The 26,388-nt window shown below is 58.2% G+C and carries 20 protein-coding genes; 15 read left to right on the top strand and 5 right to left on the bottom strand.

Translation table 11 applies throughout. From position 1 onward, the window contains the following. Nucleotides 1-155: 155 nt before the first annotated feature. Entirely contained in the window at nucleotides 156-1,691 is a 1,536-nt protein-coding gene (gene mltF / locus soil367_RS06155; RefSeq protein ID WP_136547941.1) for a membrane-bound lytic murein transglycosylase MltF, read from the top strand. Nucleotides 1,692-1,699: 8 nt separating this feature from the next. On the opposite strand, the gene soil367_RS06150 is transcribed toward mltF, so the two are convergent. Then, on the bottom strand, nucleotides 1,700-2,173 hold the full coding sequence (locus soil367_RS06150) for a regulatory protein RecX (RefSeq protein ID WP_425459965.1): 474 nt from the start codon (nucleotides 2,171-2,173) through the stop codon (nucleotides 1,700-1,702). Between the two features lie 226 nt (nucleotides 2,174-2,399). Between soil367_RS06150 and soil367_RS06145 the strand changes: the two genes are divergently transcribed. From soil367_RS06145 to soil367_RS06125, 5 genes are all read left to right on the top strand, one after another. Then, complete coding sequence (locus tag soil367_RS06145; RefSeq protein WP_136547938.1) at nucleotides 2,400-5,036, top strand: DUF349 domain-containing protein; 2,637 nt, start codon at nucleotides 2,400-2,402, stop codon at nucleotides 5,034-5,036. Nucleotides 5,037-5,376: 340 nt separating this feature from the next. Further along, complete coding sequence (locus soil367_RS06140) at nucleotides 5,377-6,585, top strand: acetyl-CoA C-acetyltransferase (protein WP_136547936.1); 1,209 nt, start codon at nucleotides 5,377-5,379, stop codon at nucleotides 6,583-6,585. A 79-nt stretch (nucleotides 6,586-6,664) separates the two neighbouring features. Continuing rightward, nucleotides 6,665-8,818: a 3-hydroxyacyl-CoA dehydrogenase NAD-binding domain-containing protein gene (locus soil367_RS06135; RefSeq protein ID WP_136547934.1), complete on the top strand. Its 2,154-nt coding sequence runs from the start codon at nucleotides 6,665-6,667 to the stop codon at nucleotides 8,816-8,818. A 361-nt stretch (nucleotides 8,819-9,179) separates the two neighbouring features. Beyond that, entirely contained in the window at nucleotides 9,180-11,375 is a 2,196-nt protein-coding gene (locus soil367_RS06130; protein WP_246065557.1) for a carboxy terminal-processing peptidase, read from the top strand. Between the two features lie 127 nt (nucleotides 11,376-11,502). Next, on the top strand, nucleotides 11,503-12,303 hold the full coding sequence (locus soil367_RS06125; protein WP_136547932.1) for a helix-turn-helix domain-containing protein: 801 nt from the start codon (nucleotides 11,503-11,505) through the stop codon (nucleotides 12,301-12,303). Nucleotides 12,304-12,353: 50 nt separating this feature from the next. Here the strand turns inward: soil367_RS06125 and mtnA are convergent, their stop codons facing one another. Continuing rightward, nucleotides 12,354-13,451 (bottom strand): S-methyl-5-thioribose-1-phosphate isomerase, encoded by a 1,098-nt coding sequence (mtnA, locus tag soil367_RS06120; RefSeq protein WP_136547931.1) that lies wholly within the window; start codon nucleotides 13,449-13,451, stop codon nucleotides 12,354-12,356. A gap of 215 nt (nucleotides 13,452-13,666) precedes the next feature. Between mtnA and soil367_RS06115 the strand changes: the two genes are divergently transcribed. From soil367_RS06115 to rdgC, 8 genes are all read left to right on the top strand, one after another. Next, nucleotides 13,667-14,998 carry a TRZ/ATZ family hydrolase gene (locus soil367_RS06115; RefSeq protein WP_136547929.1) on the top strand — a complete coding sequence of 444 codons (1,332 nt, stop codon included), beginning with the start codon at nucleotides 13,667-13,669 and terminating at the stop codon, nucleotides 14,996-14,998. Between the two features lie 91 nt (nucleotides 14,999-15,089). Further along, nucleotides 15,090-15,809, top strand: a complete 720-nt coding sequence (gene ubiG / locus soil367_RS06110; RefSeq protein ID WP_136547927.1) for a bifunctional 2-polyprenyl-6-hydroxyphenol methylase/3-demethylubiquinol 3-O-methyltransferase UbiG — start codon at nucleotides 15,090-15,092, stop codon at nucleotides 15,807-15,809. Nucleotides 15,810-15,846: 37 nt separating this feature from the next. Then, nucleotides 15,847-16,551 carry an HAD family hydrolase gene (locus soil367_RS06105; RefSeq protein WP_136547924.1) on the top strand — a complete coding sequence of 235 codons (705 nt, stop codon included), beginning with the start codon at nucleotides 15,847-15,849 and terminating at the stop codon, nucleotides 16,549-16,551. A gap of 61 nt (nucleotides 16,552-16,612) precedes the next feature. Beyond that, nucleotides 16,613-17,377 carry a YciK family oxidoreductase gene (locus soil367_RS06100; protein ID WP_136547922.1) on the top strand — a complete coding sequence of 255 codons (765 nt, stop codon included), beginning with the start codon at nucleotides 16,613-16,615 and terminating at the stop codon, nucleotides 17,375-17,377. Further along, nucleotides 17,378-17,623 (top strand): glutaredoxin family protein, encoded by a 246-nt coding sequence (locus tag soil367_RS06095; protein WP_246065556.1) that lies wholly within the window; start codon nucleotides 17,378-17,380, stop codon nucleotides 17,621-17,623. A 70-nt stretch (nucleotides 17,624-17,693) separates the two neighbouring features. Continuing rightward, complete coding sequence (gene yaaA, locus soil367_RS06090) at nucleotides 17,694-18,455, top strand: peroxide stress protein YaaA (protein WP_136547920.1); 762 nt, start codon at nucleotides 17,694-17,696, stop codon at nucleotides 18,453-18,455. Further along, nucleotides 18,452-18,658, top strand: a complete 207-nt coding sequence (locus soil367_RS06085) for a DUF2788 domain-containing protein (protein WP_136547917.1) — start codon at nucleotides 18,452-18,454, stop codon at nucleotides 18,656-18,658. The genes yaaA and soil367_RS06085 overlap by 4 nt, the downstream gene beginning before the upstream one ends. A 164-nt stretch (nucleotides 18,659-18,822) precedes the next feature. Then, nucleotides 18,823-19,749: a recombination-associated protein RdgC gene (rdgC, locus tag soil367_RS06080; RefSeq protein ID WP_136547915.1), complete on the top strand. Its 927-nt coding sequence runs from the start codon at nucleotides 18,823-18,825 to the stop codon at nucleotides 19,747-19,749. Between the two features lie 119 nt (nucleotides 19,750-19,868). Here rdgC and soil367_RS06075 read toward each other — a convergent pair whose 3' ends face one another. Next, nucleotides 19,869-22,619 carry a bifunctional acetate--CoA ligase family protein/GNAT family N-acetyltransferase gene (locus tag soil367_RS06075; RefSeq protein ID WP_136547913.1) on the bottom strand — a complete coding sequence of 917 codons (2,751 nt, stop codon included), beginning with the start codon at nucleotides 22,617-22,619 and terminating at the stop codon, nucleotides 19,869-19,871. A gap of 201 nt (nucleotides 22,620-22,820) precedes the next feature. On the opposite strand from soil367_RS06075, the gene soil367_RS06070 reads away from it, so the two are divergent. Further along, complete coding sequence (locus soil367_RS06070; RefSeq protein WP_136547912.1) at nucleotides 22,821-23,750, top strand: histone deacetylase family protein; 930 nt, start codon at nucleotides 22,821-22,823, stop codon at nucleotides 23,748-23,750. A gap of 100 nt (nucleotides 23,751-23,850) precedes the next feature. Here soil367_RS06070 and fliS read toward each other — a convergent pair whose 3' ends face one another. Together fliS and fliD are read right to left on the bottom strand one after the other, a co-directional pair. Beyond that, nucleotides 23,851-24,264 (bottom strand): flagellar export chaperone FliS, encoded by a 414-nt coding sequence (fliS, locus tag soil367_RS06065; RefSeq protein ID WP_136547910.1) that lies wholly within the window; start codon nucleotides 24,262-24,264, stop codon nucleotides 23,851-23,853. A 52-nt stretch (nucleotides 24,265-24,316) separates the two neighbouring features. Continuing rightward, entirely contained in the window at nucleotides 24,317-26,266 is a 1,950-nt protein-coding gene (gene fliD, locus soil367_RS06060) for a flagellar filament capping protein FliD (RefSeq protein ID WP_136547908.1), read from the bottom strand. Nucleotides 26,267-26,388: the final 122 nt, after the last annotated feature.

Below are 26,388 nucleotides of genomic sequence, written 5' to 3'. Positions count from 1 at the left end.
TTCATCCTCAGGCACTAAGTCACCCCGACTATTTTTCCCAGCGGTGGCAATGGATCGTGCCCAAAGTCCTGGCGATGGAGTAGCCCGGCATCTGCGGCTCTGAAGTTGGTTTATGAGTCGTCCGATTCCGGCGGCCTGCAGTGGAGACTGACTGGATGCATGACCAAAGCTCTCGTTCCGGAGCATTCCCGGCTGTAAAGACATGCCATTGGCGCGGCCTGAAAGGGCCATACCTGACGTTAGTCCTGCTATGTCTGTTAGTGAGTGGGTGTTCCCGCCCGACTGTGCTGGAGCGCATTCAGCAGGAGCAGGTGCTGCATGTCATAACGCGAGACGCCCCCGCTATCTACTACCAGGACCAGGACGGCCCGGGTGGGGTTGAGTACGAGCTGGCAAAGCGGTTCGCTGATCATCTCGGGGTTGAGTTGCGACTACAGGTTGCCGATAACCTGGGCGAAATATTCAGCATTCTTGACCAGGACTACACGCACTTTGCTGCGGCCGGCCTGTCCGTGACCGAAAGCCGTCGTCAGCGCTTCCGCTTTTCCCCTCCCTACATGCAGGCACGGCCGCTGGTGATTTTCCGTCGCGGGGTCGACCGCCCCCTTGAGCCCGCCGACCTCGAAGGGCTCAAGCTGGTCGTTCTTGCCAACAGTTCCCATGAGCAGAGGCTTGTCAGGCTTGCCAAGCTGCACCCCGGGATATCCTGGACCGCCAGGGCCGACATCGATTCCCTGGGCCTTCTGGCCGCTGTCAACGAAGGCGAGTTTGACGCCGCGGTACTGGATTCCAACGAACTGGCCATGAACCACGTCTTTTTTCCCGATGTGCTGAAGGGCTTCCCTCTGGCCGCAAAAGTTGACTTTGCCTGGGCCTTTCCAGCCGGGGCCGACGACTCGCTGCTGAACGAAGCCCGTTCGTTCTTCCGCGACATTCGCCAGAACGGAACGCTCGCACAGATCCTGGAACGCCATTACGGGCATCTTGATCGGCTCAATTATGTTGGTGCAAGAACGTTTGTCCATCATTTACGGCGACGCTTGCCAACCTATCAGGCCCTGTTCCTGGAAGCGGCCGAGACCTATGACGTTGACTGGCGACTACTTGCAGCGATCGGCTACCAGGAAAGCCACTGGCGCCCTAACGCGGTCTCTCCAACTGGCGTACGGGGGCTGATGATGCTGACACAGAACACGGCCGAATATATTGGCGTCAGTGATCGTCTCGACCCCAGGCAGAGCATTATGGGCGGCGCCAGGTACTTTAAACGGGTCTTGGGCATGATTCCCGAAAACATCAAGGAGCCGGACCGTACCTGGTTCGCGCTTGCCTCATACAACGTGGGCTTTGGTCACCTTGAGGACGCCCGCATTCTCGCCGAAACTGATGGCAAGAATCCTGACCGGTGGTTGGATGTGAAAGAGTACCTGCCTCTGCTTGCGCACAAGGAATGGTACTCCAAAACGAAGCACGGATATGCGCGCGGGTATGAGCCCGTCGTCTACGTACAGAATATCCGCCGCTACTTCGACGTCCTGGCCTGGATGGAGCCCGCGGATCCGAGCGCCCAGATGGTCGCCGAGGAAGAGGAAGAAAGCCTCGAGCAGACCCTCGAACTGCCTGCCGGCGAGACCGACGTTGCCGATCTGGACAGTTCGCCGGTTCTGCCGCTGATGCCGGCGGCGCTGTGACCGCGGTTTCAGTCGGGTAGGCGCACCTGGTCCAGCGCAAACTCAATCTGGCCCATTGTGTACCCTCTCTGAGACAGAAAACGCCCCTGCTTGCCACGCTCGGCCCAAGGCAGACGGTCGCCTAGTCCAAACTTCCGCTCCCTTGCCCGGGTCGCCCGCCGGCGCCACTCATGATCAGGTGTTGCGGACAATGTCTCTGGCTCGATTTCAACGCCGCGCTGCTGTAACTCAGCCATGATGCGAACAGGGCCATACAGCCCCTCCATGCGCTGACGCGAGTAGATCTCGGCAAAACGGCTTTCATCAAGCCAACGCTGGGCCTGACACTCGTCCAGCGCGGCACCCACCTCCTGTTCTGTGTAGCCACGCTTGCGCAACTTAAGCGCTAATTCCATGCGGCTGTGTTCCCTGCGGGCAAGCAGTTTTACAGCCTGCGCTAACGCTTTATTCTGTTGGGTGCCATTTCCGCTATCAGGTTGCAAGTGTGCCTCTATAACTACATTAATGGTGTAACCTCGGGTGGAGCCTGAACCAGCCCGCGGATTTGAAATGAAAAACTCTACGTTAAATGCTATAGGTAACGCCTTTTCTTAACCGACTCGATGGAGCTTCTCCTCTCACCCATCGCTTTCTCCGTAGATTGGGCAAGACTGGACGATTGTTCCAGTCAGCTCGATTTGTGGGCGCCAATATGCCAAGGAATACATCATGTCATCGTTTTTCAAAAGGCTGTTCAAGCAGAAGTCGCCAAAGCGCAATCCCGAGCCACAACCCCGCGATATCGAGCAGCTTGACCCTAAAGACCCGCGGGATCGGGACAAGCTGTTCAAGATCGTTACTGATCCTCAAACAAGCGATCGCGAGGTCATAGCGGCATTAACGAAAACGGGTACCCTTGAGTTTATCGTTCCCTGGTACGTAGAGTCGCCCCCTCGCGTGCAGAACATTATCAGCGACTGGATAGCACGACAGCCAGGTAGCGCTCGGCGTTTGAGCCAGGCCCGAGGCAAACTTGCTGATCCCCGCCTAAAGCGGATTTGTGACCAGTTGGCCGGGGATACTGACGAGAACACCGGCGGCGCGAGTCTACAAGACCAGGGCCCAGAACAACTTGAGCGACTCGCGCTCAGGTCCAAATCTGCTCACGAACGTCGCGAGGCTGCCGAAAGAATTGAAGATGAGTCGACTCTGCAACGCGTCGCCAAAGCCTCGAAAGGGCGCGATAAAAGCGTCTATCAGATCGCCCGCCATAAGTTGCAGGCCTTACGTGAACAAGACGCTCGGGCTGAAGCCATTAATGCACAGACCGAAAAACTAATTGACGAGTGCGCGCTACATGCGCGAACAGAATCAACACAGTTTTATAGCCAGCGGTTTGAAAGTTTGACCGAGCGCTGGAAGGCCCTCTCCGAAACGGCGACACCCCATCAGCAGGAGCGCTTCCATGCCGCTCAGGCCCAGTGCCAGGTCCGCTTAAATGAGCTGTTGGCAGAGGCTGAGAAAGCGGCCCAGGCGACGGCACGCAGCCACGAACGCCAAGAGACCCTGGCTCTGTTAGATCGTACCCTGGACGACCTGCAGAATCTGGCGCCGGACCAGATCCCGGGAATATCCTCGCTGGATGCCATGCAGAAAACCCAGGAGAACCGATGGCTGGAAGCCACCCGTGATAGCCCAGTGGACCGGAGCGAACAGCGGAAATACGAACATCTGATGCAGGCATTACGACAATATGTGCAGGCGGTCCAGAATTTTGAAGCGCGGCGCGGACAGCTTGAAGAGGCTACGGCCAACGGCGACGCTAACAGCCTTGTAAATCTTGTAGCTGAAGTTGCCTGGCCTGTCGGCTACACGGAACCTCAGGTGCTCAACGCTGCCCGGGTTCTCACCCTCAAGCGCACAGTGCCGGCAGAAGCCGCTATAACCGGCTCGACAGAAACGAAAGAGATCGACGGGCTGCTGGACAAACTTGAGGACGCAACCCAGAAAAAAGAACTCAAGCCCTCCCGGCGCTTGCTCAAGGAGGTGCAGCAGCGTGTCGATCGCGTCCCGGGCGCTGGTCGCCGTCAGTTCCAGGGCAGGCTCACTCTCCTCGCACGCCAGGTCCAGGAGTTGCAGGACTGGCAGGGCTTTGCCACTCGTCCCAAGCAGGAGTCGCTTTGTGAGCAGATGGAGCACCTGACAGACCAGCACCTTGACCCTGAGCTGAAGGCGTCAAAGATTCAGGAGCTGCAAAAGGAGTGGCGCGAACTCGGGGGCTCATCAGACCAAGTGTTGTGGCAACGCTTCAAGAAAGCCGCTGATCTTGCGTTCGAGCCCTGTCAGCAGTACTTCGAGATTCGTAACGAGTTGAAAGCCGCCAACCTTCATAAGCGAGAACAGCTGTGTGACGAACTGAGCATGTTCGTCTCCCAGGTAGACTGGTCGGCTTGCGACTGGCGTGGCGTCGAAAAGATTCATCGCAAAGCGCGGGAAGAGTGGCGCGAGGCCAAACCGATCGATTTCCGCCGTAACCGCGACATCCAGCGCCGCTTCGACGTTCTGCTCAAGGAGATCGATGGGCGGCTTAACGAGGAGCGGGATCGCAACGAACGCGTAAAAGCAGATATTGTAGAGCGCGCCCGTGCACTGTCTGAACTTGAACCCCTGAATGACGCTATAAGCCAGGCTAAGGGTCTGCAAAAAGAATGGGAGGCTGTAGGTCTTACTGATCAGAAGCGTGACCGGCTGCTGTGGCAATCTTTTCGCGCTGCCTGCGATAAGGTGTTTGCGCGACGGGATGACCAGCGCGCCGAGCAGCAAGCCCAGACATCAGAGCAGCTAGAGGCCGCGCAAGCCCTTCTGGATGCCATTGAAACAACGCTTGTAAGTCCAGAACTGTCCAACGGGGCCGGCGCTATTCGTCAACGTTTGCAGGACTATCGCAAACTGGAACTGCCACCGACACACCGTGATGCTCTGGATCGCAGATTCGAACAACTTCAAGACCGTTTCCAGCAGGCCGCAAGGGAGGCGGAGTCGGCCGAGATCAAGCGCATGTGGTTGCAGCAACTCAGGCAAGTCCCTTCGGACGCGCCTGCCCAGCCAGATACCGAAGCATTGCGCGAGATTTGTGTCCGCGCCGAGATACTGGCCGGCCTGGAGTCACCTGAGGAAGACCAGCAGGCGAGGATGACCCTGCAGGTGGAACGCCTTGCAGCCGGTCTGGGCCAGGGCGACCGGATACCCGACACCCGCACAGAAGTGGATCGCCTGATTGGTTCGTGGCAAAAAAATGCCGGAGCTACGCCGCCTGCGCATTTGCAGGAGCGCATCGAACATGCGTTTACTTCACTCGTGTTCTGATTGTGGCCGGCGGGCAGTTCCGCCTGGCCACCCGCGCATTGACTGGCGCTGTCCGGCTTACAGTCGCCTGTGCGATCCCGCTGCCGAGTGCCGCCAAGCTCATTGAGCGCTTTCGCCAATGGGTTTGGCCACTCTGGCCATTACACCCCCCTGCCATGCTGGCTAAGGTAATGCCTTCGCCGGAATGCTGCCGACTTGCGCACCCTTCCAGCCCCGTAGTTAACCCCGGAATAGGCCATCCCGGCCTCAGGATCGCCAGGCCCCTTACAACATATACCGAAAACCAGGCGCTACAACTTGCGCCATTCAACCCAATTTGCAACGAAATCGAGAGCACACCATGACAGAAGAAGCCCTGATATTTGACGCCGTGCGTACGCCTCGCGGCCGCGGCAAGGCCGACGGTGCCCTTTATGAAGTCAAACCAGTGACGCTGCTGACCACTGTTCTGACCGCGCTGCGCGAACGCCAGGATCTGGACACGAGTGCCGTAGATGATGTCGTTATGGGTTGCGTGACCGCGATAGGCGACCAGGGAGCGGACATCGCGAAAACGGCAGCGCTCGCCGCGGATTGGTCAGAAAGCGTGGCCGGGGTGACCCTGAACCGTTTTTGTGCGTCGGGCCTTGAGGCGGTGAACCTCGCCGCCATGAAGATCCGTTCTGGCTGGGAGGAAATGGTCGTCGCCGGCGGTGTCGAATCCATGTCACGGATTCCTATGGGCTCTGATGGCGGCGCCTGGGCTCTGGATCCTGCTACTAACCTGCATACTGGCTTTATGCCCCAGGGCATAGGCGCCGACCTGATCGCTACAATTGAAGGCTTCAGCCGGGAAGACGTTGATCGCTTTGCAGCGGAATCCCAACGAAAAGCGGCGGAGGCATGGAAGAGCGGTTACTTTGACCGCTCGATCATTCCCGTAGCCGACGCCAACGGTCTCGTTATTCTCGCGCGCGACGAGCACGTTCGGCCAGGCACCAGCATAGAAAGCTTAAGTTCGCTGAAACCTTCATTTCAGATGATGGGTGAAATGGGCTTTGACGGTGTTGCCCGGACCAAATATCACCAGGTTGAAAGGATCAATCACGTGCATCACGCCGGCAATTCGTCCGGCATCGTCGACGGCGCTACGGCGATCCTTATCGGTAGCGAGAAAAAAGGCCGGGCTCTGGGCCTGACGCCCCGCGCCCGCATCGTCTCAGCAGCCGTCACAGGCACCGATCCCACCATCATGCTGACCGGCCCTGGCCCGGCCAGCCGCAAAGCGCTGGAAAAAGCCGGGATGACAGCAGATCAGATTGACCTGTACGAAGTGAACGAAGCCTTTGCGGCTGTAGTCATGCGGTTCCAGCGCGAAATGGATATCCCCTGGGACAAGATCAATGTCAACGGTGGTGCCATAGCAATGGGCCATCCACTGGGCGCGACGGGGGCCATGATCCTGGGCACCTTGCTGGATGAGCTGGAACGCCGCAACTTGCGCTACGGTCTGGCGACGCTCTGCGTCGGCGGCGGCATGGGCATCGCCACCATCATCGAGCGGCTCTAGTGTCCTTGGTCCCTTTCAGAAACCCATGATCGCGCGCCCTGCCCTGGGCCCGTAAGCAAAGAACACCAGGAGATTCGCCATGACTGCAGGCATTGACTACAAGATTGACGCTGAACAGATACTGACCCTGACTATCGACATGCCCGGTCGCTCAGCCAACACGATGAATGCTGAGTTTCGGGATGCCTTCACCGGAGCCGTCGAACAGGCGGTGTCAGATGCCGAGCGCATCAAAGGCATTATTATCACTTCCGCTAAAAAAACCTTCTTTGCAGGCGGCGACCTGACCGAGATCATGCAGGTTGAGCCCAAGGATGCTGAGGCATTCTTCACCTCTGTCCAGGCGCTAAAAAGCCAGATGCGCAAGCTTGAAACGCTGGGTAAGCCCTTGGTAGCAGGCATCAACGGCAGCGCATTGGGCGGCGGTTATGAACTCTGCCTGATGAGCCATCATCGTATCGTGCTGGACGACGACAACATCCGTCTGGGCCTGCCGGAAGTCACGCTGGGTCTCCTGCCGGGCGGCGGCGGAACGGTGAGATTGCCGCGCTTGCTGGGGTTGGAAAAAGCCCTGCCTTTCCTGCTTGAAGGAAAGCAGGTTCCGCCCAAAGCCGCGCATAAGTCCGGTCTGGTCGACGCGCTGGCCACAGACACAGACGACATGCTCGCGCAGGCGCGTGCCTGGATTGCACAAAACCCTAAAAGTCAGCAACCCTGGGACCAGCGTGGGTTCAAGATCCCCGGAGGCGGTCCTACCAATCCCAAGGTAGCCCAGACTCTGGCTATCGCTCCGGCCATGTTGCGACAGAAAACCCAGGGGTGCTACCCGGCACCCGAGGCGATTCTTGCAAGCGTTGTCGAAGGCGCCGCGGTTGATGTCACAACTGCCGATCGCATTGAGAGCCGTTACTTTACGCAGCTGGTTACAGGCGCCGTTGCCAAAAACATGATCGGGACGTTCTGGTTCGGACTCAACGAGATCAAAGCCGGCGGCAGCCGACCGCAGAGTATTCCAAAGATGACTTTCCGCAAGGTCGGTATTCTCGGCGCGGGCATGATGGGTGCCGGCATCGCATACTCCTGTGCGGCCCGGGGCATCGCAGTGGTACTGAAAGATGTTTCAGCGGAGAACGCCGAGAAAGGCAAAGCTTACAGTGACACTTTGCTTTCAAAGAAAGTCAGCCGCGGGCGTATGTCCGGGGATGATAAACAGGCTGTTCTGGATCTCATCACCCCAACGGCAAACGCTGCGGATCTCCAGGGTTGCGACCTGATCATCGAAGCAGTTTTCGAGGACAGCGGGCTCAAAGCCAGGGTAACCCGGGAGGCCGAACCCTTGCTGGCCGATGGGGGGCTGTTTGCGTCAAATACGTCAACTATACCTATTACACAACTAGCCGAAGCTTCAACCCAGCCCGCGCGCTTCATCGGCCTGCACTTTTTCTCACCGGTAGACAAAATGCAGCTGGTGGAAATTATTGTGGGTGAGCACACCTCAGAGGAAACTCTGGCCCAGGCCTTTGACTTCGTACAGCAAATCAACAAAGTGCCGATCGTCGTCAATGACAGCCGCGGCTTCTTTACGTCACGGGTATTTGGCACCTACGTAAATGAAGGCATGGCCATGCTGGGCGAAGGCGTCCACCCTGCGTCTATTGAGAATGCAGCCCTTCTGGCTGGCATGCCGGTCGGTCCTCTGGCGCTCTGTGACGAGGTCAGCCTGACTTTGATCAGCCACATCCGTGATCAGAGCCGTCGGGATGTCGAATCCGCGGGCGACACCTGGAAGTCCCATCCTGCAGAAGCGGTTGTCGATGCGATGCTTACGGAGCACGGGCGCAAAGGTAAAGCCGCTGGCGCCGGGTTCTATGATTACCCCCCGAAGGGGAAGAAGCAGCTCTGGCAGGGCCTGGAATCGCACTTTGTCGATCCGGAGCGCGCAACCAGCGCTAGTCTGGACGAGCTCAAGGACCGGTTTCTGTTCATACAGGCGATCGAGACGGTGCGCTGTATGGAAGAGAACGTGATCCGGGAGGTGCGCGATGCCAACATCGGCAGTATCTTCGGTATCGGATTCGCCCCCTGGACAGGAGGTGCACTGCAGTTCATCAATCAGTACAACATTCGCCAGTTTGCTGCCCGTGCAGAACAGTTGGCTGCAAGCTTTGGTGAGCGTTTCACGCCACCGAGGATGTTAGTGGACATGAGCGAGCGCAACGAATCGTTCCGTTAGCATCCAAAGCCTCCTATAGCATCCAGGGCTTCCGATATCATCCCGGGGCCACGGTCCCGGGCTCATCACCCGTCGAACTTATCCGCAACATAGCGGTCCAACCCCCCGAAGCCGGCGCAACCATTCCTCGAGAATGGCGCGCCAGGCTCTGCGCGGGCGGCGGGCCAACCGAGACTTCCCTCAGGCTGAGCGTTCTGGCCCACCGTAGCGTAGCGTCAGGCCTTGCGGTATGGTAATACGAAATGCACCCGCTTTGGCCCCGCGCGGTAGCCGTACCTGTTCCGCGTGCCTACAATGCAAACATACATATCCGTCGTAAACGACTACCGGATGCCGAACCTGTCCGCTGCCGGAACCTAAGATGATGAAAGCCCGTAATACAGCCAGTAATGCATTTACCCATCGTTTTTCGCTGCTCTTCGCAGCTTTGGCGCTGGGCCTGTTTTTCGGCGTGATATGGCCAGCGCCCCTGACCGCCAATAACAGCAGTACCCCAGGCACCACGACCAGCAGCGAAGCGACGTTTTCACCGGTCCAGCCAACCGTCGAGCAGTCCCGTGCGAGCATCCTGATCGCGCGGCAGCTGCAGTTCACGCACTTCCGTGACCAGAACATCGACGACGTTCTCTCAGGCAGAATCTATGAGGCCTATCTCGACAGCCTCGACAGTCAGCGGCTGTATCTCACCCGTTCAGATATCGACGAATTCGAGCCTTTGCGGACCCGCATGGACGATGCACTTAAAACCGGACGTCTTGATCCGGCGTTCATGATCTACAACCGCTATCAGAAGCGCATGATAGAACGGCTTGAGTTCGTGGTTGCACAGCTTGAGCAGGGCCTGGACAAATTTGACTTCTCAACGCGGGATACGCTGCAGGTCAACCGCGAGGACCAGCCGTGGGCCAAGGATGCCGATGCCTTGGATACATTGTGGCGCAAGCGCCTGATGAACCAGGTACTTGGGATGAAGCTCAATGGCAAGGACGACGAAGAAATAGCCGACAGCCTCATGCGGCGCTATAAAAGCCAGCTCAACCGTGCATACCAGGGCCGCAGCGAAGACGCGTTCCAGACCTGGATGAACGCATTCACCGGGGTCTGGGATCCGCACACCAACTATTTTTCTCCCCAGGTTTCCGAAAACTTCAACATTAATATGTCCCTCTCCCTTGAAGGCATCGGCGCAGTTCTGCAGAGCGACAACGAATACACCAAAGTGGTCCGCTTGGTTCCGGGCGGCCCGGCGTCGAGCCAGGGTCAGTTAAGTCCGGCAGACCGCATCATCGGCGTCGGCGAGGGAGAAGAAGGCGAGATGACCAACGTCATCGGCTGGCGCCTTGATGAGGTCGTTGACCTGATACGTGGCCCCAAAGACTCTAAGGTGCGTCTGGAGGTGTTGCCATCCAGCGCCGCAGATGACTCAGTTGCCAAAGAGGTCGTCATCACCCGCGATCAGGTGAAGCTTGAGGAACAGGCGGCCCAAAGTCATATGTTGGAGCTTGAGCGCAATGGCAAGGACTGGAAGGTTGGCGTCATAACCATCCCCACGTTCTACGCCGACTTTCAGGCTATGCAGGCGGGAGATCCCAATTACCGAAGCACGACCCGTGACGTCCAGAAACTGCTTGAAGAACTCAAGGACGACGGTATGGACGCACTGGTAATTGACCTCAGGGACAACGGCGGTGGCGCTTTACAGGAAGCCAACTCGTTGGTTGGGCTTTTTATCGAACAGGGCCCGACCGTTCAGATACGCAGTCCGGACAATGATATCGATGTTATGGGTGATCCAGACAACGAAGTCGTCTGGGATGGGCCAATGATATCGCTTGTGAACCGCATGAGTGCATCGGCTTCAGAGATATTTGCCGGTGCCATCCAGGACTACAATCGCGGCCTGGTGATGGGCTCGCAAACGTTCGGAAAGGGCACAGTCCAGGCGATCCGGCCGCTCAATCACGGCCAGTTGAAAATCACTCAGTCAAAGTTCTACCGGGTTTCGGGGGACAGCACCCAACATCGTGGAGTGCTGCCCGACATCGTTGTTCCCAGCCTCATAGACAAAGAGGAAATTGGCGAGGATGCGCTGGACTACGCCCTGCCCTGGGATCAGATCGATGCTGTCGAACACAAGAATTACTTTGACTTCCAGCCTGTGCTGGAAGATCTGAAAACACGGCACGAAACACGCATTGCCGAAAACCCGTTCTATCAGTTGCTGCTCGAAGAAATCGCGCTGCGAAAGGAGCAGAGAGCCCGTGACTACGTCAGCTTGAACTCGGCGGACCGGAAGTCGTACCAGACCGATATGGAACGTAGGCAGCTGCGGGTCATCAATACCCGCAGGGAACTTGAGAACAAGGAACCGTTTGAAGATATCAAAGGCTGGGAGGAGCATCAGGAGGAGCGTATGGCCAATCCCAATGGTGGCGCCGAGCCAGATTTCGTGTCACGGGAAGCGGGCGAGATCATGGCTGACCTGCTGGAGCTCAGCAAGCACTTTGCGTCCATTAACACTCCGGATGAAGCCGTCTCTGTACTGGGGAAACGGTGATGTACCTGGATGACGTAGTTTAGTGTTATAGCTGGATGACGTAGTTGAGTGATATAGCTGGATGGTGAACTTCGCTGAGTTCCTGGCTGCAACCTGAGCAAGCAGTTTAATTGCCGGAAGGGTGTTAATGGCAACTGACGACGAGAAATCCCAGGCACTGGAGGAACTCCTCAAGGATTCACTTCACACGCTCGACTCCATGGAAAAAATCGACCGGTTGCAGTCCCGGCCGGACTCAGCGGATGAGGCGGCCGGTGAAAATGACCCGGAACTGCCTGATGATGTCACCTTATTGGAAAGACTAGGCGACCTGACGGGGTTCGCGTTTCGGCTTGCGCGGCGCACCACTGGCACATCCCTCAAGGTCGGCCGGGCACTGATGGGATCCCAGGATCAGTTGAAAGCCATGCTCGCAGCTGGTCGAGGGCTTCGGGATCTGCGGGAAGTCGCCGGGCTTACGGTCAATGAGATGGCTGAAGCACTGGACCTTCGAGACAAGAGCGTTCTCGAGGCCGCAGAAAATGGCACGGCCACCCTTTCCTTTGAGCTGATTCTCCGATTGGCGGCGCTGTTGGCCCGCAATGACCCCGTGCCTTTTATTCTCAAGTACACCCGCACCTACAACCCCGACCTTTGGCGTGTCATGGATGGCTGGGGACTGGGCCGTCTACCCCTGCACTTTGAGCGGGAGCGTGAATTCATCAATATCTATCGCCGGCATGATGAGGCGCGCAAGCTCTCTGATGAGGGTTTCGCCCACGTACTCCAGTTCACCCGTTCAGCATTCGAAATGTCGCTGCATTTCGTCGCCGAACAGGAAGCCATAACCTCCGCACCGAAGGACGAAGCGGACGGCGACGCAGGCACGAAAAAAACAACCGCAAACCGAAGCAGTAAAGCCAGGGGCAAAAAGGGCACCGGGGGCTGACGCTGCCCCTGTTCCGTCTTACTTGCCTGCTCACTGATTCGCCTGCCTGTTCACTGACTCGCCTGCCCGGGCACTGAGCCGCTGGCCTGGTCGTTAAAAAGTCTCGCCATGCCCGACATATCGGGCCGACGCACTACGCCTCTTTCAGTGACAATCACATCAATAAGACCGGCGGGCGTCACATCGAAAACCGGGTTGAACGCCTCCACACCCGCAGGGGCAATCGTTTTCCCCTGGATCGATTTCACTTCGCAACCGTCGCGCTGCTCGATCGGAATGGACGCGCCTGTGGGCAGCGACATATCCACAGTGGATGAAGGCGCAACCACCATGACGCCAACCCCATGATGTCTGGCCAGAATTGCCAGCCCATAAGTGCCGATTTTATTGGCAACGTCACCATTAGCCGTGATGCGGTCGGCACCGACAATTACCCATTTGACCTCGCCGCCCCTCAGTATCTGAGCGGCCGCGCCGTCGCAATTAAGCACAACAGGTAATCCTTCACGCAGGAGCTCCCATGCCGTCAGCCGCGCACCCTGAAGCCAGGGCCGTGTTTCGTCCGCATAGACCCGGCTGAGAAAACCTGCGTCCCAGACGCTACGAATCGCCCCCAGCGCGGTGCCATAGCCCCCGGTCGCCAAAGCCCCCGTATTGCAGTGGGTCAGAATGGCAAAGGGCCCGCTCGCGTTCTCAAGCATCAGATCGCGTGCCAGCCGTCCCATCACTTGATTGGCCTCCGCATCCTCCTGGTGAATGGCAACGGCCTCGGCTGTCAGCACCGAGCGGGCAATGCCCAGGCTATTGCAGCCGGCCAGGCTCTGACGCATGCGCTCAAGCGCCCAGAAAAGGTTGACAGCGGTGGGCCGAGACTGGGCCAGGCGCTCAACATGGGCAGCAATCTGATCCCGCCAGTCAGGGTCATGCGAAACCTCAAGCGCGGCGAGCGCTACGCCATAAGCTGCGGCGATGCCTATCGCGGGGGCTCCGCGCACGGCCATGCCACGTATCCCCTCTACCACAGATTCAACATCCGTACATTCCAGCCATACCTCTTCCGCTGGGAGCAGACGCTGGTCAAGCATGCGCAGACAGCCGTCCTCCCAGACCAGGGCGTGAACTTTTTCTGGGGAATTTTTATGCGTCATGAAATCTCCGGAGAAACGGCAAAAAGACGAGGCTGGCATTATAAGGAAGACTGTTTATCGACGGTAATCCCGCCGGGCCCTGGGCTGCGACAAGTCGGCGCAATGCCAGTGACCGGCCCGGATCAAGCCGGTATACTTCGGGACACTCTAGATCGTCCCGACACAGGAAAGTTTCCCCTGGCCCACAGGACATCACGCGCTAACGGAGCACGCTAATGACAGATGCATTACGGCCGGTCGACCTGCTCATATCGGCGCGCTGGGTGGTGCCGGTTATTCCCGCGGGCGTTGTTCTGGATCATCATAGCGTTGCCGTGGACGCCGGGCGAATCATAGACCTTTGCCCAACGGTCCAGGCTCTGGAACGCTACAATCCCGCTGAACATGTCGAGCTCAGGGATCATCTGCTCTCACCCGGGCTGATCAACATGCATGGGCACGCGGCGATGTCGCTGTTCCGAGGTCTGGCGGATGACCTGCCGTTGCTGACCTGGCTTAACGATCATATCTGGCCGGCCGAAGGCCGTTTCGTTGATGAGAAGTTTGCTGCTGATGGTACGTTGCTCGCGATGGCCGAAATGCTCCGCTGTGGCACAACCTTTTTCAGTGATATGTATTTCTTCCCCGACGTTACCGCCGAAGTGGCCCAGCAGCACCGCATGCGCGCGCAGATCTGCATTCCCGTTCTGGACTTCCCCACCAACTGGGCCAGCGGGCCCGATGAGTATATCCAAAAAGGGCTGGCCGTTCGCGAGAGCTTCCGCGCCAGCGAGTTCATACAGGTGGCTTTCGGCCCACATGCGCCTTATACCGTATCGGATGAACCTTTGTTGCGGGTGGCGACGCTGGCTGAACAAGTGGGTGCAAACATTCAGATCCACCTCCATGAGACAGCGCATGAGATCGAGGAGGCCATGAGCAAAACCGGCATGCGTCCCCTGCGCCGCCTTGCTGAGCTGGGACTGCTCTCGCCAGCGCTGCAGGCGGTGCATATGACGCAACTGGATGATTATGATATCCAGCTGCTGGCTGAAACCGGCACCCAGGTGATCCATTGCCCCGAGTCCAACCTCAAACTGGCCAGTGGGTTCTGCCCCGTCGATAGACTCCAGCAGGCCGGGGTCAATGTGTGCCTCGGCACTGACGGAGCAGCCAGCAATAACGACCATGATTTGCTTGGCGAGATGCGCACCGCTGCGCTGGTCGGCAAGGCTGTGGCTAACGATGCGGCTGCTGTCAGCGCGCATCAGGTGCTGGCAATGGCCACCGTCAACGCCGCACGGGCACTGGGCAGAGAGTCAGAGCTCGGGTCAATCGAGACAGGCAAGTACGCCGACCTCATCGCGATAGACATGAGCGACCCTCTGATCCAACCTGTTTATGATCCGGTCGCCCATCTGGTGTACAGCACGAATTCCCGCCAGGTTTCCCATAGCTGGATCAACGGCGAAATCCATCTGCGCGACGGCGAGCTGTTACGCATCGACCTGATCGGGCTCCGTGACCGCGTGGGTCGCTGGAGCCGTCAGATCGCAAAAGCCGACTGAAACTCGGCAAGCCGTTGCGCCTGCTGTGCGCATTGCCAGCTTCGCCCAGCTGTTAATAACACCCGGTTAAACCTCTACAGGAAAAAGTCGAATGAACGCTCAAACCGATAACAGGAGCAACGTCGACCCGCAGGAAATCGCCAAGTTCGAGGCCCTGGCGAGCCGTTGGTGGGACCCGAACAGCGAGTTCAAACCACTGCACGACATCAATCCCTTACGCTTGAACTACATTGATCAGCGCGCCCCCCTGGCCGGCAAAAAAGCCCTCGATGTCGGTTGTGGCGGTGGCCTGCTTAGCGAAGGTATGGCCAACCGCGGCGCCCATGTGACCGGCATTGACATGGGTGAGGCGCCGCTATCGGTCGCTCGGCTTCACTGTCTGGAGTCGGGAGCCAAGGTAGACTACCGGCAGATTACGGTTGAGGAACTGGCCGATGCGCAGCCCGGCCAGTATGACGTCGTCACCTGTCTGGAAATGCTGGAACATGTGCCACAGCCAATCTCTGTGTTGACGGCCTGCGCCCGGCTGCTCAAACCCGGCGGCCAGTTGTTCGTCTCCACTATCAACCGCAACCCCAAGTCCTTCCTTTTTGCCATTGTTGGCGCCGAGTACCTGCTAAAGATGCTGCCCAAGGGCACCCACCACTGGCGCAAATTTATCCGTCCCTCGGAAATGGCCGAGTGGATTCGCAAGGCCGGGCTCGATGTCGGCGATCTCACCGGGATGACCTATAACCCCTTAACCAAGCAGTACCGTCTGGGGCGCGACGTCGATGTGAACTACCTTATGCAGGCGCGCAAACCCAGTTGAGCAAGTGAGTATAGCGACGAGTGACCTGAGAGCGATTATGGTTAGCCGATCCACAGAAAGATCAAACGAACAACCCGGTCCACCTTCTACGGTTCTCTTTGACCTGGACGGCACCCTGCTGGACACCGCGCCGGATTTCATCACCTGCCTGAACGCCCAGCGTGAAAGGCAAAACCTGCCGGGTTTGCCTCCCGACATGATCCGGCGGTCCGTCTCCAACGGCGCCCGTGCCATGGTCAAGCTTGGCTTTGGGCTGGAACCCGGACATGCCGATTATGAGCGCACTCACGGCGAGTTCCTGGACCACTATGAGGCGCACCTGGCGGTCGACAGTTGCCTCTTTCCGGGGATGGACGCGCTACTGTCCTGGCTGGAAGCCCGCGCGATTCCGTGGGGTATCGTCACCAATAAGCCCGAGCGCTTCACCGGGCCGTTACTCAAAGGGCTGGAGCTGGCCCATCGTTGTGCGGTAACCATCTGTCCCGACCACGTCACCAACCGTAAACCGCATCCGGAATCACTGCTGCTTGCGGCCGATCGGCTCGGCGTCGACCCGCGCAAAGGTATTTACGTGGGCGATCACCTGCGGGATATCCAGGCCGGCCGGGAGGCAGGTATGTTCACGGTTGCGGCCCGGTATGGCTATATCGAAGAGCCCGAGAAACTGGCCGAGTGGCAGGCCGATCTGATCGTTGACGATGCAGCCGCGCTGCTACAATGGCTGCAGTCGCGCAACGCCTGATGGAGACAGCCCCGGCGGTTGCACCAGAACACCCTTGAAATCCACCTCGTGCTGAGACCCCATGACCATACTCTGTAAACAAGACTATCAAGCGCCATCTGGCCTGCTGAAGGGCCGCGTTATACTGGTGACGGGCGCGGGCGATGGCATCGGCCGCAGCGCCGCTCTGCACTATGCAGCCCATGGCGCGACCGTATTGTTGCTGGGGCGAACCACCAGCAAGCTGGAGAAAGTCTATGATGAAATCGAGGCAGCCGGTGGCCCGCAGCCGGCGATACTCCCCCTGAACCTGGAAGGGGCCACCAGCCACGACTATCAGGACGTGGCGACCAAGATTGATGAGACCTTCGGTCGCCTTGATGGCCTCCTACAGAATGCGGGTATCCTCGGCCAGCGCGCCCCCCTGGAACACTACGACGAGCAGACCTGGCTCAAGGTCATGCAGGTCAATTTGCATGCCCCGGTTATGCTGACCCAGGCCATGATCCCGCTGCTGCGCCAAGCGCCCGACCCTTCGATCATCCTCACCTCTTCCGGGGTCGGCCGCACCGCCCGGGCCTATTGGGGCGCCTACGCCATATCCAAGTTCGGCATTGAAGGCCTCAATCAACTGCTCGCGGATGAGCTGTCAAGTGAAGGCAAACAGGTCCGCGTCAACGCCATCAACCCGGGTGCTACCCGTACCGGCATGCGTGTTCTGGCCTATCCGGGCGAGCCGCCGGCTCAAAATCCATCACCGGATGAAATAATGGGCACCTACCTGTACCTTATGGGTCCCGATAGCCAGGGTGTAACTGGTCAGCAGTTCGACGCCCAGCAACGCTAAATGATGGAACTGACTTTTTACACAACCGAGGGCTGCCATCTGTGCGAAGAGGCCGAAGCCCTTCTCCTGCAGATCCAGTTGCCCAGGCCGGTGCCGGTGGCCGCCGTAGACATCAGTGAATGCGCGGATCTGGTCGAACGCTACGGTACGCGTATTCCTGTACTCAGGCGCAGTGACAGCGGGCGGGAACTGAGCTGGCCGTTCAGTGCAGAGGATGTCCAGCACTTTGTCACGACAGACAGCTGACCCCAACTGCCGGCTTCGCCGCTGGACCTGAACCCGATCCAGACCAGAACGAGAACGAGACTGCGTATTCATGCTGATAATTATTTCACCTGCGAAAACCCTGGACTACGAAACACCAGTACCCGTCAGTCAACACACGATTCCCGACTTCCTGGAGGACTCCCGGGAACTGATCGACCAGCTGAAGCACCTCGAGCCGCACCAGGTCAGCAACCTCATGGGGGTCAGTGCCAAGCTGGGTGACCTTAACGCCCACCGCTTCCAGAATTGGCACACGCCCTTCACTACGGAAAACGCACGGCAGGCCATCCTGGCGTTCAAGGGCGACGTTTATACCGGCCTCGATGCCTACACCTTCAGCGAGCAGGACTTCGAGTTTGCCCAGGATCATTTGCGCATACTCTCCGGCCTGTATGGCCTGCTGCGCCCCCTGGACCTGATACAGCCCTACCGCCTGGAGATGGGGACCCGCTTTGACAACAAGCGCGGAAAGGACCTTTACGCTTTCTGGGACAGCATGTTGACTGAAGCGCTCAATGTTCAGCTGGCGAAAGACGATGGTGTCCTCATCAACCTGGCGTCCAATGAATACTTCAAAGCGGTGAAGCCCAAGAGCATGAACGGCACGATCATTACGCCGCAGTTCCGTGACTGGAAAAACGGTCAATACAAGATGATCAGCTTCTACGCCAAAAAGGCGCGTGGGCTGATGAGCACCTATATCATTCGCAACCGTGTAAGGCAGGTCGATGACCTCAGGGACTTCGACCTGGACGGTTACAGCTTCAACCCCGAACTCACTAAAGGTAATGACTGGGTATTTACTCGATGAATGTAGAAACCTTCGAACATATTTCCCTGATCGTTCTGATTGGCGGCCTCGTAGCCTTCATGGCTTTTATCGTCTGGGACCTGGCAAAAAAATCCGGGGCAGGCCGCTTCGGAACAGCTATGCTGTTTGTCACCCTGGGCGCTGGCGTCTTCGGCTTTCTGATTAAAACCGTCGTTGTCGAGGTTGTCCAGGCAGCAGGCTGAGCCATTCGGCCCCAGCCCCCTCGACCGACTGCCAGCGCGCGACTGCAACGCTGGCAAGACAGCTCCCAAATCCATATAAGCTCCTGGTGGCAGAAACCCCGGGGCACCTTGGTGGTGCTTCGCTTTGTTTACCATGCCGCCTCGAATTCAACTAAGGATCCGCCATGTGGTTTCGTAATGCCCGCTTCTTCCGTTTTTCCAAGCCTTTCAATACCGATCCGACCCGGCTTGAAGAAGCGCTGAATGAACATGTCTTCAAGCCGTGCGGCCCTCAGGACAGCTTCCGCCAAGGCTGGGTTTCGCCCTTGGGTCGCCAAGGCGAACAGTTGGTTCACTCGTCCAATGGCTACCACCTGATCTGCCTGCGCAAGGAAGAACGCGTACTGCCCTCTTCAGTCGTCAAGGAAGTAGTCGCAGAGCGCATTGAACTGATTGAAACAGAGCAGGGCCGCAAGGTCGGGCGCAAGGAGCAGAACGAGCTGCGTGATCAGGTCACTCTCGAGATGCTGCCCCAGGCCTTTACCCGTTCGCGCCACAGCTTTGCTTATCTCGCTCCGGCGGATGGCCTGCTGGTGGTCGATTCCGGTTCAAGCAAGCAGGCCGAAGACATCGCCAGTGCCCTGCGCCAGGCCCTGGGTTCGCTGCCGGTACGCCCGCCTGTTGTGCAGCAATCCCCGGCCTTCGTCATGACCGGCTGGATCAACGGCGACCTTCACCCCCCGACTGGTCTCGTTGCAGGTCAGGAATGCGAATTGCGGGATACAGGGGAAGAAGGCGGCATTATTCGCTGCCGCGGCCTTGAGCTACACTGCGGCGAAATTCGCAACCATATCGAATCAGGTATGCAGGTCACCCGGCTTGCTCTGGACTGGGAAGAAAATCTGAGTTTCCTCATCGACGAAGAGCTCACTATCAAACGCCTCAAGTTCGGAGAAACCCTTCGCGACCAGCTTGATGATATCGACAGTGACGACAAGTTAGCGAAATTTGACGGCGCCTTTTCCCTGATGACCCTTGAGATCTCGCGCCTGGTGCCGGTCATACTGGAAGCGTTCGGTGGCGAAGACCGTTCAGCGATTGTGGAGGAGTAGTTGGCTGCGGGCTGGTGCGCACCGCGCACCAGCTCAACGTGCCCCTCGTAGCCCCCAGCCGCCTGGCGCCTCGCTGAGGCGCTTAGCACACAGCCGGCACGGACTCCACCACACTCGACCTACCACAACTCCGACTCAGCTCCACCGGCCAACCTCTGCCGCTGCCAGTCATCTTCTGGATCGTTTAGCTGTAGCCAGAGATCGGTGACCTCTTCCTCAGGATTGTACTTGGTGTGAAAACCCAGCTTCCGGGCCAGTTTCAGCATTGGCTGGTTGTCCGGCAGCACGTTACCGATCATCTCGACCGTGCCACGCTGGCGGCAGTAGTCGATCATCTTCTGCATCAAAAGTACGCCCAGGCCCTCGCCTTTGCACTCGTCGTGCACCATTACCGCAAACTCGCACTGAAGATTGTCGGCGTCTGTCCAGACCCGCACGGTGCCCAGCGTCTCTTCTGAACCGTCCTCCCGCGTCGCATTCGCGACAAAGGCCATCTCCCGGTCGTAGTCGATCTGCACCATTTGCGCGACGTCATTGTGGGTGAACTGTTTGCGGTACTGAAAGAAGCGGTAGCGGATAGAGTCCGGTGACTGGCGTTCGTGAAACTCGATATGAGCGGGCTCATCCTCGGCGCGGACGGGTCGGATAATAATACGCCGGCCCGACCGCGGCAGGGTGACCCACTCTTCCAGCTCTCTCGGATAGGGGTTGATGATGGGCCGCGCGGGTTCGCCCAGATCAATTGCCACATCGACCGCAATGGCGCCTTTGTCGTTGAACAGCAACGGCAGAATCTCGATACCTTTTATCTCGGGGATATCGATCACTATCTGGGACAGAGTCACGAGCGTCTCGCAGACAGAGCGGATGTCCTGCTCCGGCTTCCGGCTGTATTCCTTTAGCAGTTTGTACATGTGGGTACGCTGCAAAAGCTCACGCGCAAGCACCATGTTCAGGGGAGGCAAAGCCAACTGCCGATCAGTCATGACATTGACGCTGGCGCCACCAGCGCCACACACCACCAGCGGGCCGAATACGGGATCCCGGGTAACCCCCACGCTAAAATCAATGCCGCCCATGTGCTGGTGGGTCGACTGCACCGCAAAACCAAGGAAGCCGCTCTGGGGGAAATGCCGGCGGTATTCGCGCAACAATAACTGGCAGGAATCCCGGATCGCATCTTCATCATTCAGGCGGCTGATAGTCGACTGGTATCGGCCCCGGCCGGTCTTCTCCTCAAGAAACGGATGGCAGCTTTTTTCATGGATCAAGGTGATATTGACCGGACCGCCCACCCGATGAAACAGCTCCACCGCTTCATCCATGTCATCCACGTACCAGGTCTCTACCGCGGCTATGCCGTAGTCCGAGATAATTTCCCGGGCCTCCTGGTTGGACAGGTGGTTACGGCCGCTGCGCAGGACTTCACTGACCACTTTCTGGGCTGCTGCGCGGTCCATGTTCAGCTCAGTAAACGACTCCGGGGTTTCCTTCAGTAGCCGCTGATTGCGCTGATGGTTGACATGGTGCATGAACGCCTTAACAGCTTTCTCGGGCGAGAAGAACGTGGGCACCCCAGCGGCGTAGAAATCATCCCGGGCGTCAAGGACGGAGCTCTGCCCGAGCCAACAGGTAAAAATGTTCAGCCGCGACTGCTTGGCGGTACGGATCACGGCGTCGGCAATCTGCAGATTATCTTCGGTCAGACTCGGCGCGTAGAGCGCCAGCACGTTGGACACGTTCGGGTCCCGCGCCAGGATCTGTAGAGCCTGGGCATAGAGTTCCGGCGAGGCGTCATAGTTCAGGTCAATTGGGTTCTTGCGGGTCCAGTACGGCGGCAGCAGTTCCGCCAGCTTGTCGATGGAGCTCTGGGACAGCTTGGCCAGGCTACCGCCCAGGGCCGACAGCCGGTCTACCGCCATGACGCCCGGTCCGACGCCATTGGCCATGATCACCAGCTCGTCGCGGCGCACACGGCGCATACGGGACAACGACTCCAGTGCGTCAAACATTTCGTCCAGCCCGTTGACCCGCAACACACCGGCGCGCTGCAGCACGGCATCATAGATCGGGTCTGAGCGGGTCAGGCCGTCGGGCAATTGCTGGGGCATCCATTCAGATTCGGGCACCCGCCCGCTTTTCACGGCGATGATCGGCTTGGTGCGGGAGGCTGCCCGGACGGCAGAGATGAACCGCCGCGGGTTGGGAATGTTCTCTATGTGCATGAGAATCGCACGGGTGTTGCTGTCCTGGGCCAGGTAGTCGATCAGGTCATCATGGTCGATATCCATGCTGTCGCCGAGGGTCAGGAAGTGGGAAAACCCCACACCTCTGGCAAACGCCCAGTCGATAATCGCGCTGGCAATCGTACCGGATTGGCCGACAAAGCCGATCTTGCCTTCGAGTACACCCATGTGTGCATAGGTGGCATTGATACTCCGGCTGGGCACCATGATGCCTATCGTGTTGGGCCCAAGAACACGGATCCCGTTCTTGCGTGCCGCGTCACGCACCGCGTACATAAGAGGTCTGCCGGTCTTGCTGTGGGCACGCGACATGCCGCCGGTCATGACCATCGCCGTACGCACGCCCGCCTCTCCCAGCTGCTTGATCACCTTGGGCACTGTTTCAGGTGGCGTACAGATGATTGCCAGGTCGGGCGAGAACGGCATGCGGCTCACTTTGGGCACACATAGCACCCCATGAACATTGGCGTAGTTGTTGCGGTTAATGACCAGCAGGCGCCCGGGGAAATCCGACGACATCAGGTTCCGAAGCACCATGCCGCCCAGGTTATCCGGTCGTTCGGATGCGCCAAGTACAACAATGGACGCGGGATTGAAAAGCGCCTCAAGGTAGCGCGTGCTCACAAATTAACCCCCTGCTAGTGTGTGCCGAATCGCCTGCCCGACAGCAGGTGTGTAGCCACAGGCCCGTGACGAAGTCGAGGTCTGCATGACCGGAAGGCCCGCTCGGGCAAACCTCAGGTTAACCATGGCCAGCTCTGAAAGCTGATACACTTTACAGGAAGCCGACCAGCTCCCTCACAACCATAAACAAAGCGGTTTGGTATGACCACTGCCTATATCAGCCATAACGACTGTGCCCTGCACGACATGGGGCCCGAGCATCCCGAAAGCCCTTCCCGGCTTGCCGCGATCATCAACCAGATTCAGGGAACGGAACTGGAACAGATGCTGGAATTTGTTCGTGCGGAGGAGATCCAGCGCGTCCAGTTGCAGCGCGTACATCCCGAGATGTACCTGCGCCAGCTCGACCTGATCAGCCCCGAGCGCGGCCGCGTTATGGCCGATCCGGACACCATCATAATGCCCCACACGCTACGCGCTGCGCGGCTGGCCGCAGGCGCTGTGTCCCAGGGTGTCGACATGGTACTGAGCAATCAGGTCACCAATGCATTCTGCGCGGTGCGCCCCCCAGGCCATCATGCCGAGCGCAGCAAAACCATGGGATTCTGTTTCTATAACAATATCGCTGTAGCGGCATGCCAGGCACTGACTTTTCACCACCTGGAGCGTGTGGCTATCGTCGACTTCGATGTCCATCAAGGCAATGGCACTATCGACATTTTTAATGACGACCCGCGGGTCATGGTCTGTTCCAGCTTCCAGCACCCCTACTATCCGTTCAGCCACTACCACAACCTGGGCGAGAATATCGTCAATGTGCCCCTGGACGCCCATACCGATGGCAAGACGTACAGGCACCGCATAGAACGCGACTGGCTGCCCCAGCTGGAAACGTTCAAGCCGCAGCTGATCCTGATTTCTGCTGGCTTCGACGGCCACCGGCTCGACCCCATGGCCGAAATGAATCTTGAAGATGAGGATTATGGCTGGATAACGGAGCGGATCGTGGAAATCGCAGAGAAGCACTGCAACGGCAGAGTCGTCTCAAGCCTTGAGGGTGGCTATCACCTGGAGGCGCTTGCCCGTAGTGTGGAGGCGCACCTGAAAGCACTGGCGGGGATGAAGCCCTGAGCTTGGGGATTCTCGTCCGCTGGGCTTTGGCACATGCTAGAGATTGGCCCGGGGTTTTGCTTCCGGGCCAATCGAGGTCAAGACGTAGAGGTCTAGCTTTTTAGCCGTTAGCGGCTTGCTGCTGTCCCAAAAACTCAACAGCTTCCTCGCGAATCCCGTCCCACGCTTCTTTGATCTGGCGCAACAGATGCGCGACTTCGTCCAGCTTGGCCGTATCATTTTTCAGGTTGGCCTGAAGCAGCGTCCGGGCCATATAGTCGTACAGGCTATCGAGTCTCTCTGCCAGATCCTGGCCTTTTTCGAAATCCAGAAACTCACGCAAGCTGCTGATGATATCAATGGTCTTGTTGATCAGCCGCCCTTTGCCTTCAAAATTCTTCGCCAGCATTTGAGCTTTAGCCATATTCAGGCGCTCCAACGCGCCGTTCAGCAGCAGCTGGATGAGACGGTGTGGATCAGCATCCGTCATGCTGGTGTGAGTATTAATGCGCTGATATTGCTGCAGTGCGTTCATGATCTGACCTCTTGTTCATCAATTAGCCGGACGTTCGGCTAAACAGGATTTTCTATTTGGAGTTCTGCGGTGCCAGGGCTGCGAGCTGTTGGGTCACGTATTCCTGGGTACTGTTCAACTGGGAAATCAGCGAGTCGGCGGCGGAGAACTGGGCTACGAGCCGGGCTCGAAGCGAAGCCATCCGGTCATCCAGGCGGATACGCTGGTCGGCTATGTCACTCAACGTCTCTCTAAGGCCTGCGGGTCGTTTAGTAAGCACCCCCTGCGACTCGGTCAGGTTGGCAACAAGCCCCACAATTTTGTCGCCGACGCCTTCGATGAAACTGACTGTGCCACGGTCGCCGGTGGCACCACCGGTAATCCTGACCTGAATACCTGATTCTGGCCCAGTGCCCAAGGCGTCGGAATACAGGGTTTGCCCGTTACCCAGCGCAGGCTTTCCATTGATCGTGCCGGCTACGTTAACACCCATCGTCCCGGTGCCAACGTTCAGCCCTAAGCTCGCCTGGATCGTCGCATCGGCCGCCGTGACGTTGACCGTCGACTCAGCGCCAAACCGGCCAGACTTCAACACCAGTTGGTCGCCCTCGAATGCGGCAGTCACTGACTTTCCGGCTGAGCGTAGCCCGTCGTTCGCCGCAAGTTGACCATTGATGTGGGTCAACAGCTCGGCCCTGGTGGCAAAGGCGCCTGAAAGAGTGAAATCCGCCGCAGTACCGTCGACTTCCAGGCTAAAAGTGCTGCCTGCGCCCATGTCGAACGCCGTTGCTGTGATTACATTGCCACTAATACTTCCCTGGGTGGCAATCTGAGTCACGTTAATGGCGTAGTCACCGGGCTGGGTGTTGATGCCGCTACGAAGAAACTTCACCTGGGGATCTGACGTACGGCCCTGCTCGGCAAAGAGCGCGGTCATGTCGTCCGGATGTGCCTCAAGCTTCTCCAGGAATTTGCTGCGATCAAAGTCCAGCTTGCCGGTTTCCCAGTTAGTCGCCAGCCCAACATCCGCCATGCTGCGAATAGGCGCGTTTTCGAGACCGGGCACCACCCGGCCCAAAATTCCGCGGAGTTGATTCTGAATGGTTCTGACGGTTGAGTCGCCGTTCAGTACGCCGCCGGTCTGGGTAGCAGAATCATACCCGGAGAGCTGCTTAATGGTGTCTTGCAGACTGTTGAACTTGTCTACGAACTCCTGGACCTTGTCTGCAACGGAAGCGGAGTCTTGGGTAATACTGATGGTCGAAGTGACCCCTTCCCCTTTCAGGTCGAAAGTTACCCCTTCGATCACACCTTCTATTGTATTGCTGGGCCGAACAACGCGGATGCCGTTAACTGTCATGACGGCGTCTTCAGCGGCGATGGTTTCTTCAAGACCCGCAGCCAGACTGGTCAAGCCGGTGTTGGCCGGGTCCAGGTCAGTCGCGCTGACTGTAATAGCATTGGCAGTACCAGACTTTTCAGCCGACATGACCAGCCGAAAGCCATCCCCGGTATCGACGACGCCAGCGGTTATGCCCATGTTCAGTTCGTTGATCGAGTCGGCCAGCCCCTGCAGCGTGTTATTGCCGCTGTCGATGGTCAGTGTTTTCGTAACACCCGCGGTAGTCAAAGTAAGCTCACCGGTTCCCACAGCAGTAGCGCCTTTATCGGCATAGCCAGGGCCTGCAGAAGCCAAAGAGTGAGCTTTGGCCAGGGTTTCCACATTAACTGTGTAGGTACCACGACTGGCCGCCCCGCCATCAACGGTAATTTCAACATTCGGGTTGGAGGACGTGCCCGCAAAGGAGCGCATGGCATCCGACGAGCTCAACGCTCGCATGGGTGCCTGCAGTTCGGTGACGCCACTGCGCAGCTTGCCGTACGCCGAGATCAGGGCTTCGGTTTCCTTAACCTGTGCGTTCAGCCGTGTTTCAACCGGCTTTCGCTCCGCGGAAACCAGGCTATCGACCAGATCAGAGTTCAGAATCCCTGAACCAACACCTAATGCAGAAATAGTTGCCATAGCGTTTTGCCTCTCGAGGCTTACTCTGCGTAATGCAGTTAACTGTTTATCGGCCGAGAGCGGCAAAACTTTGCCGCGGTGGCTGCCGGAATTGTAACGAAGTGTTCTCCAGCGGCCTTGTC

Origin of the sequence: Hydrocarboniclastica marina (assembly GCF_004851605.1) — a bacterium.
In the GTDB taxonomy this organism is placed as follows: Bacteria; Pseudomonadota; Gammaproteobacteria; order Pseudomonadales; family Oleiphilaceae; genus Hydrocarboniclastica; species Hydrocarboniclastica marina.
This window is presented reverse-complemented; position numbering and strand designations above follow the sequence as displayed.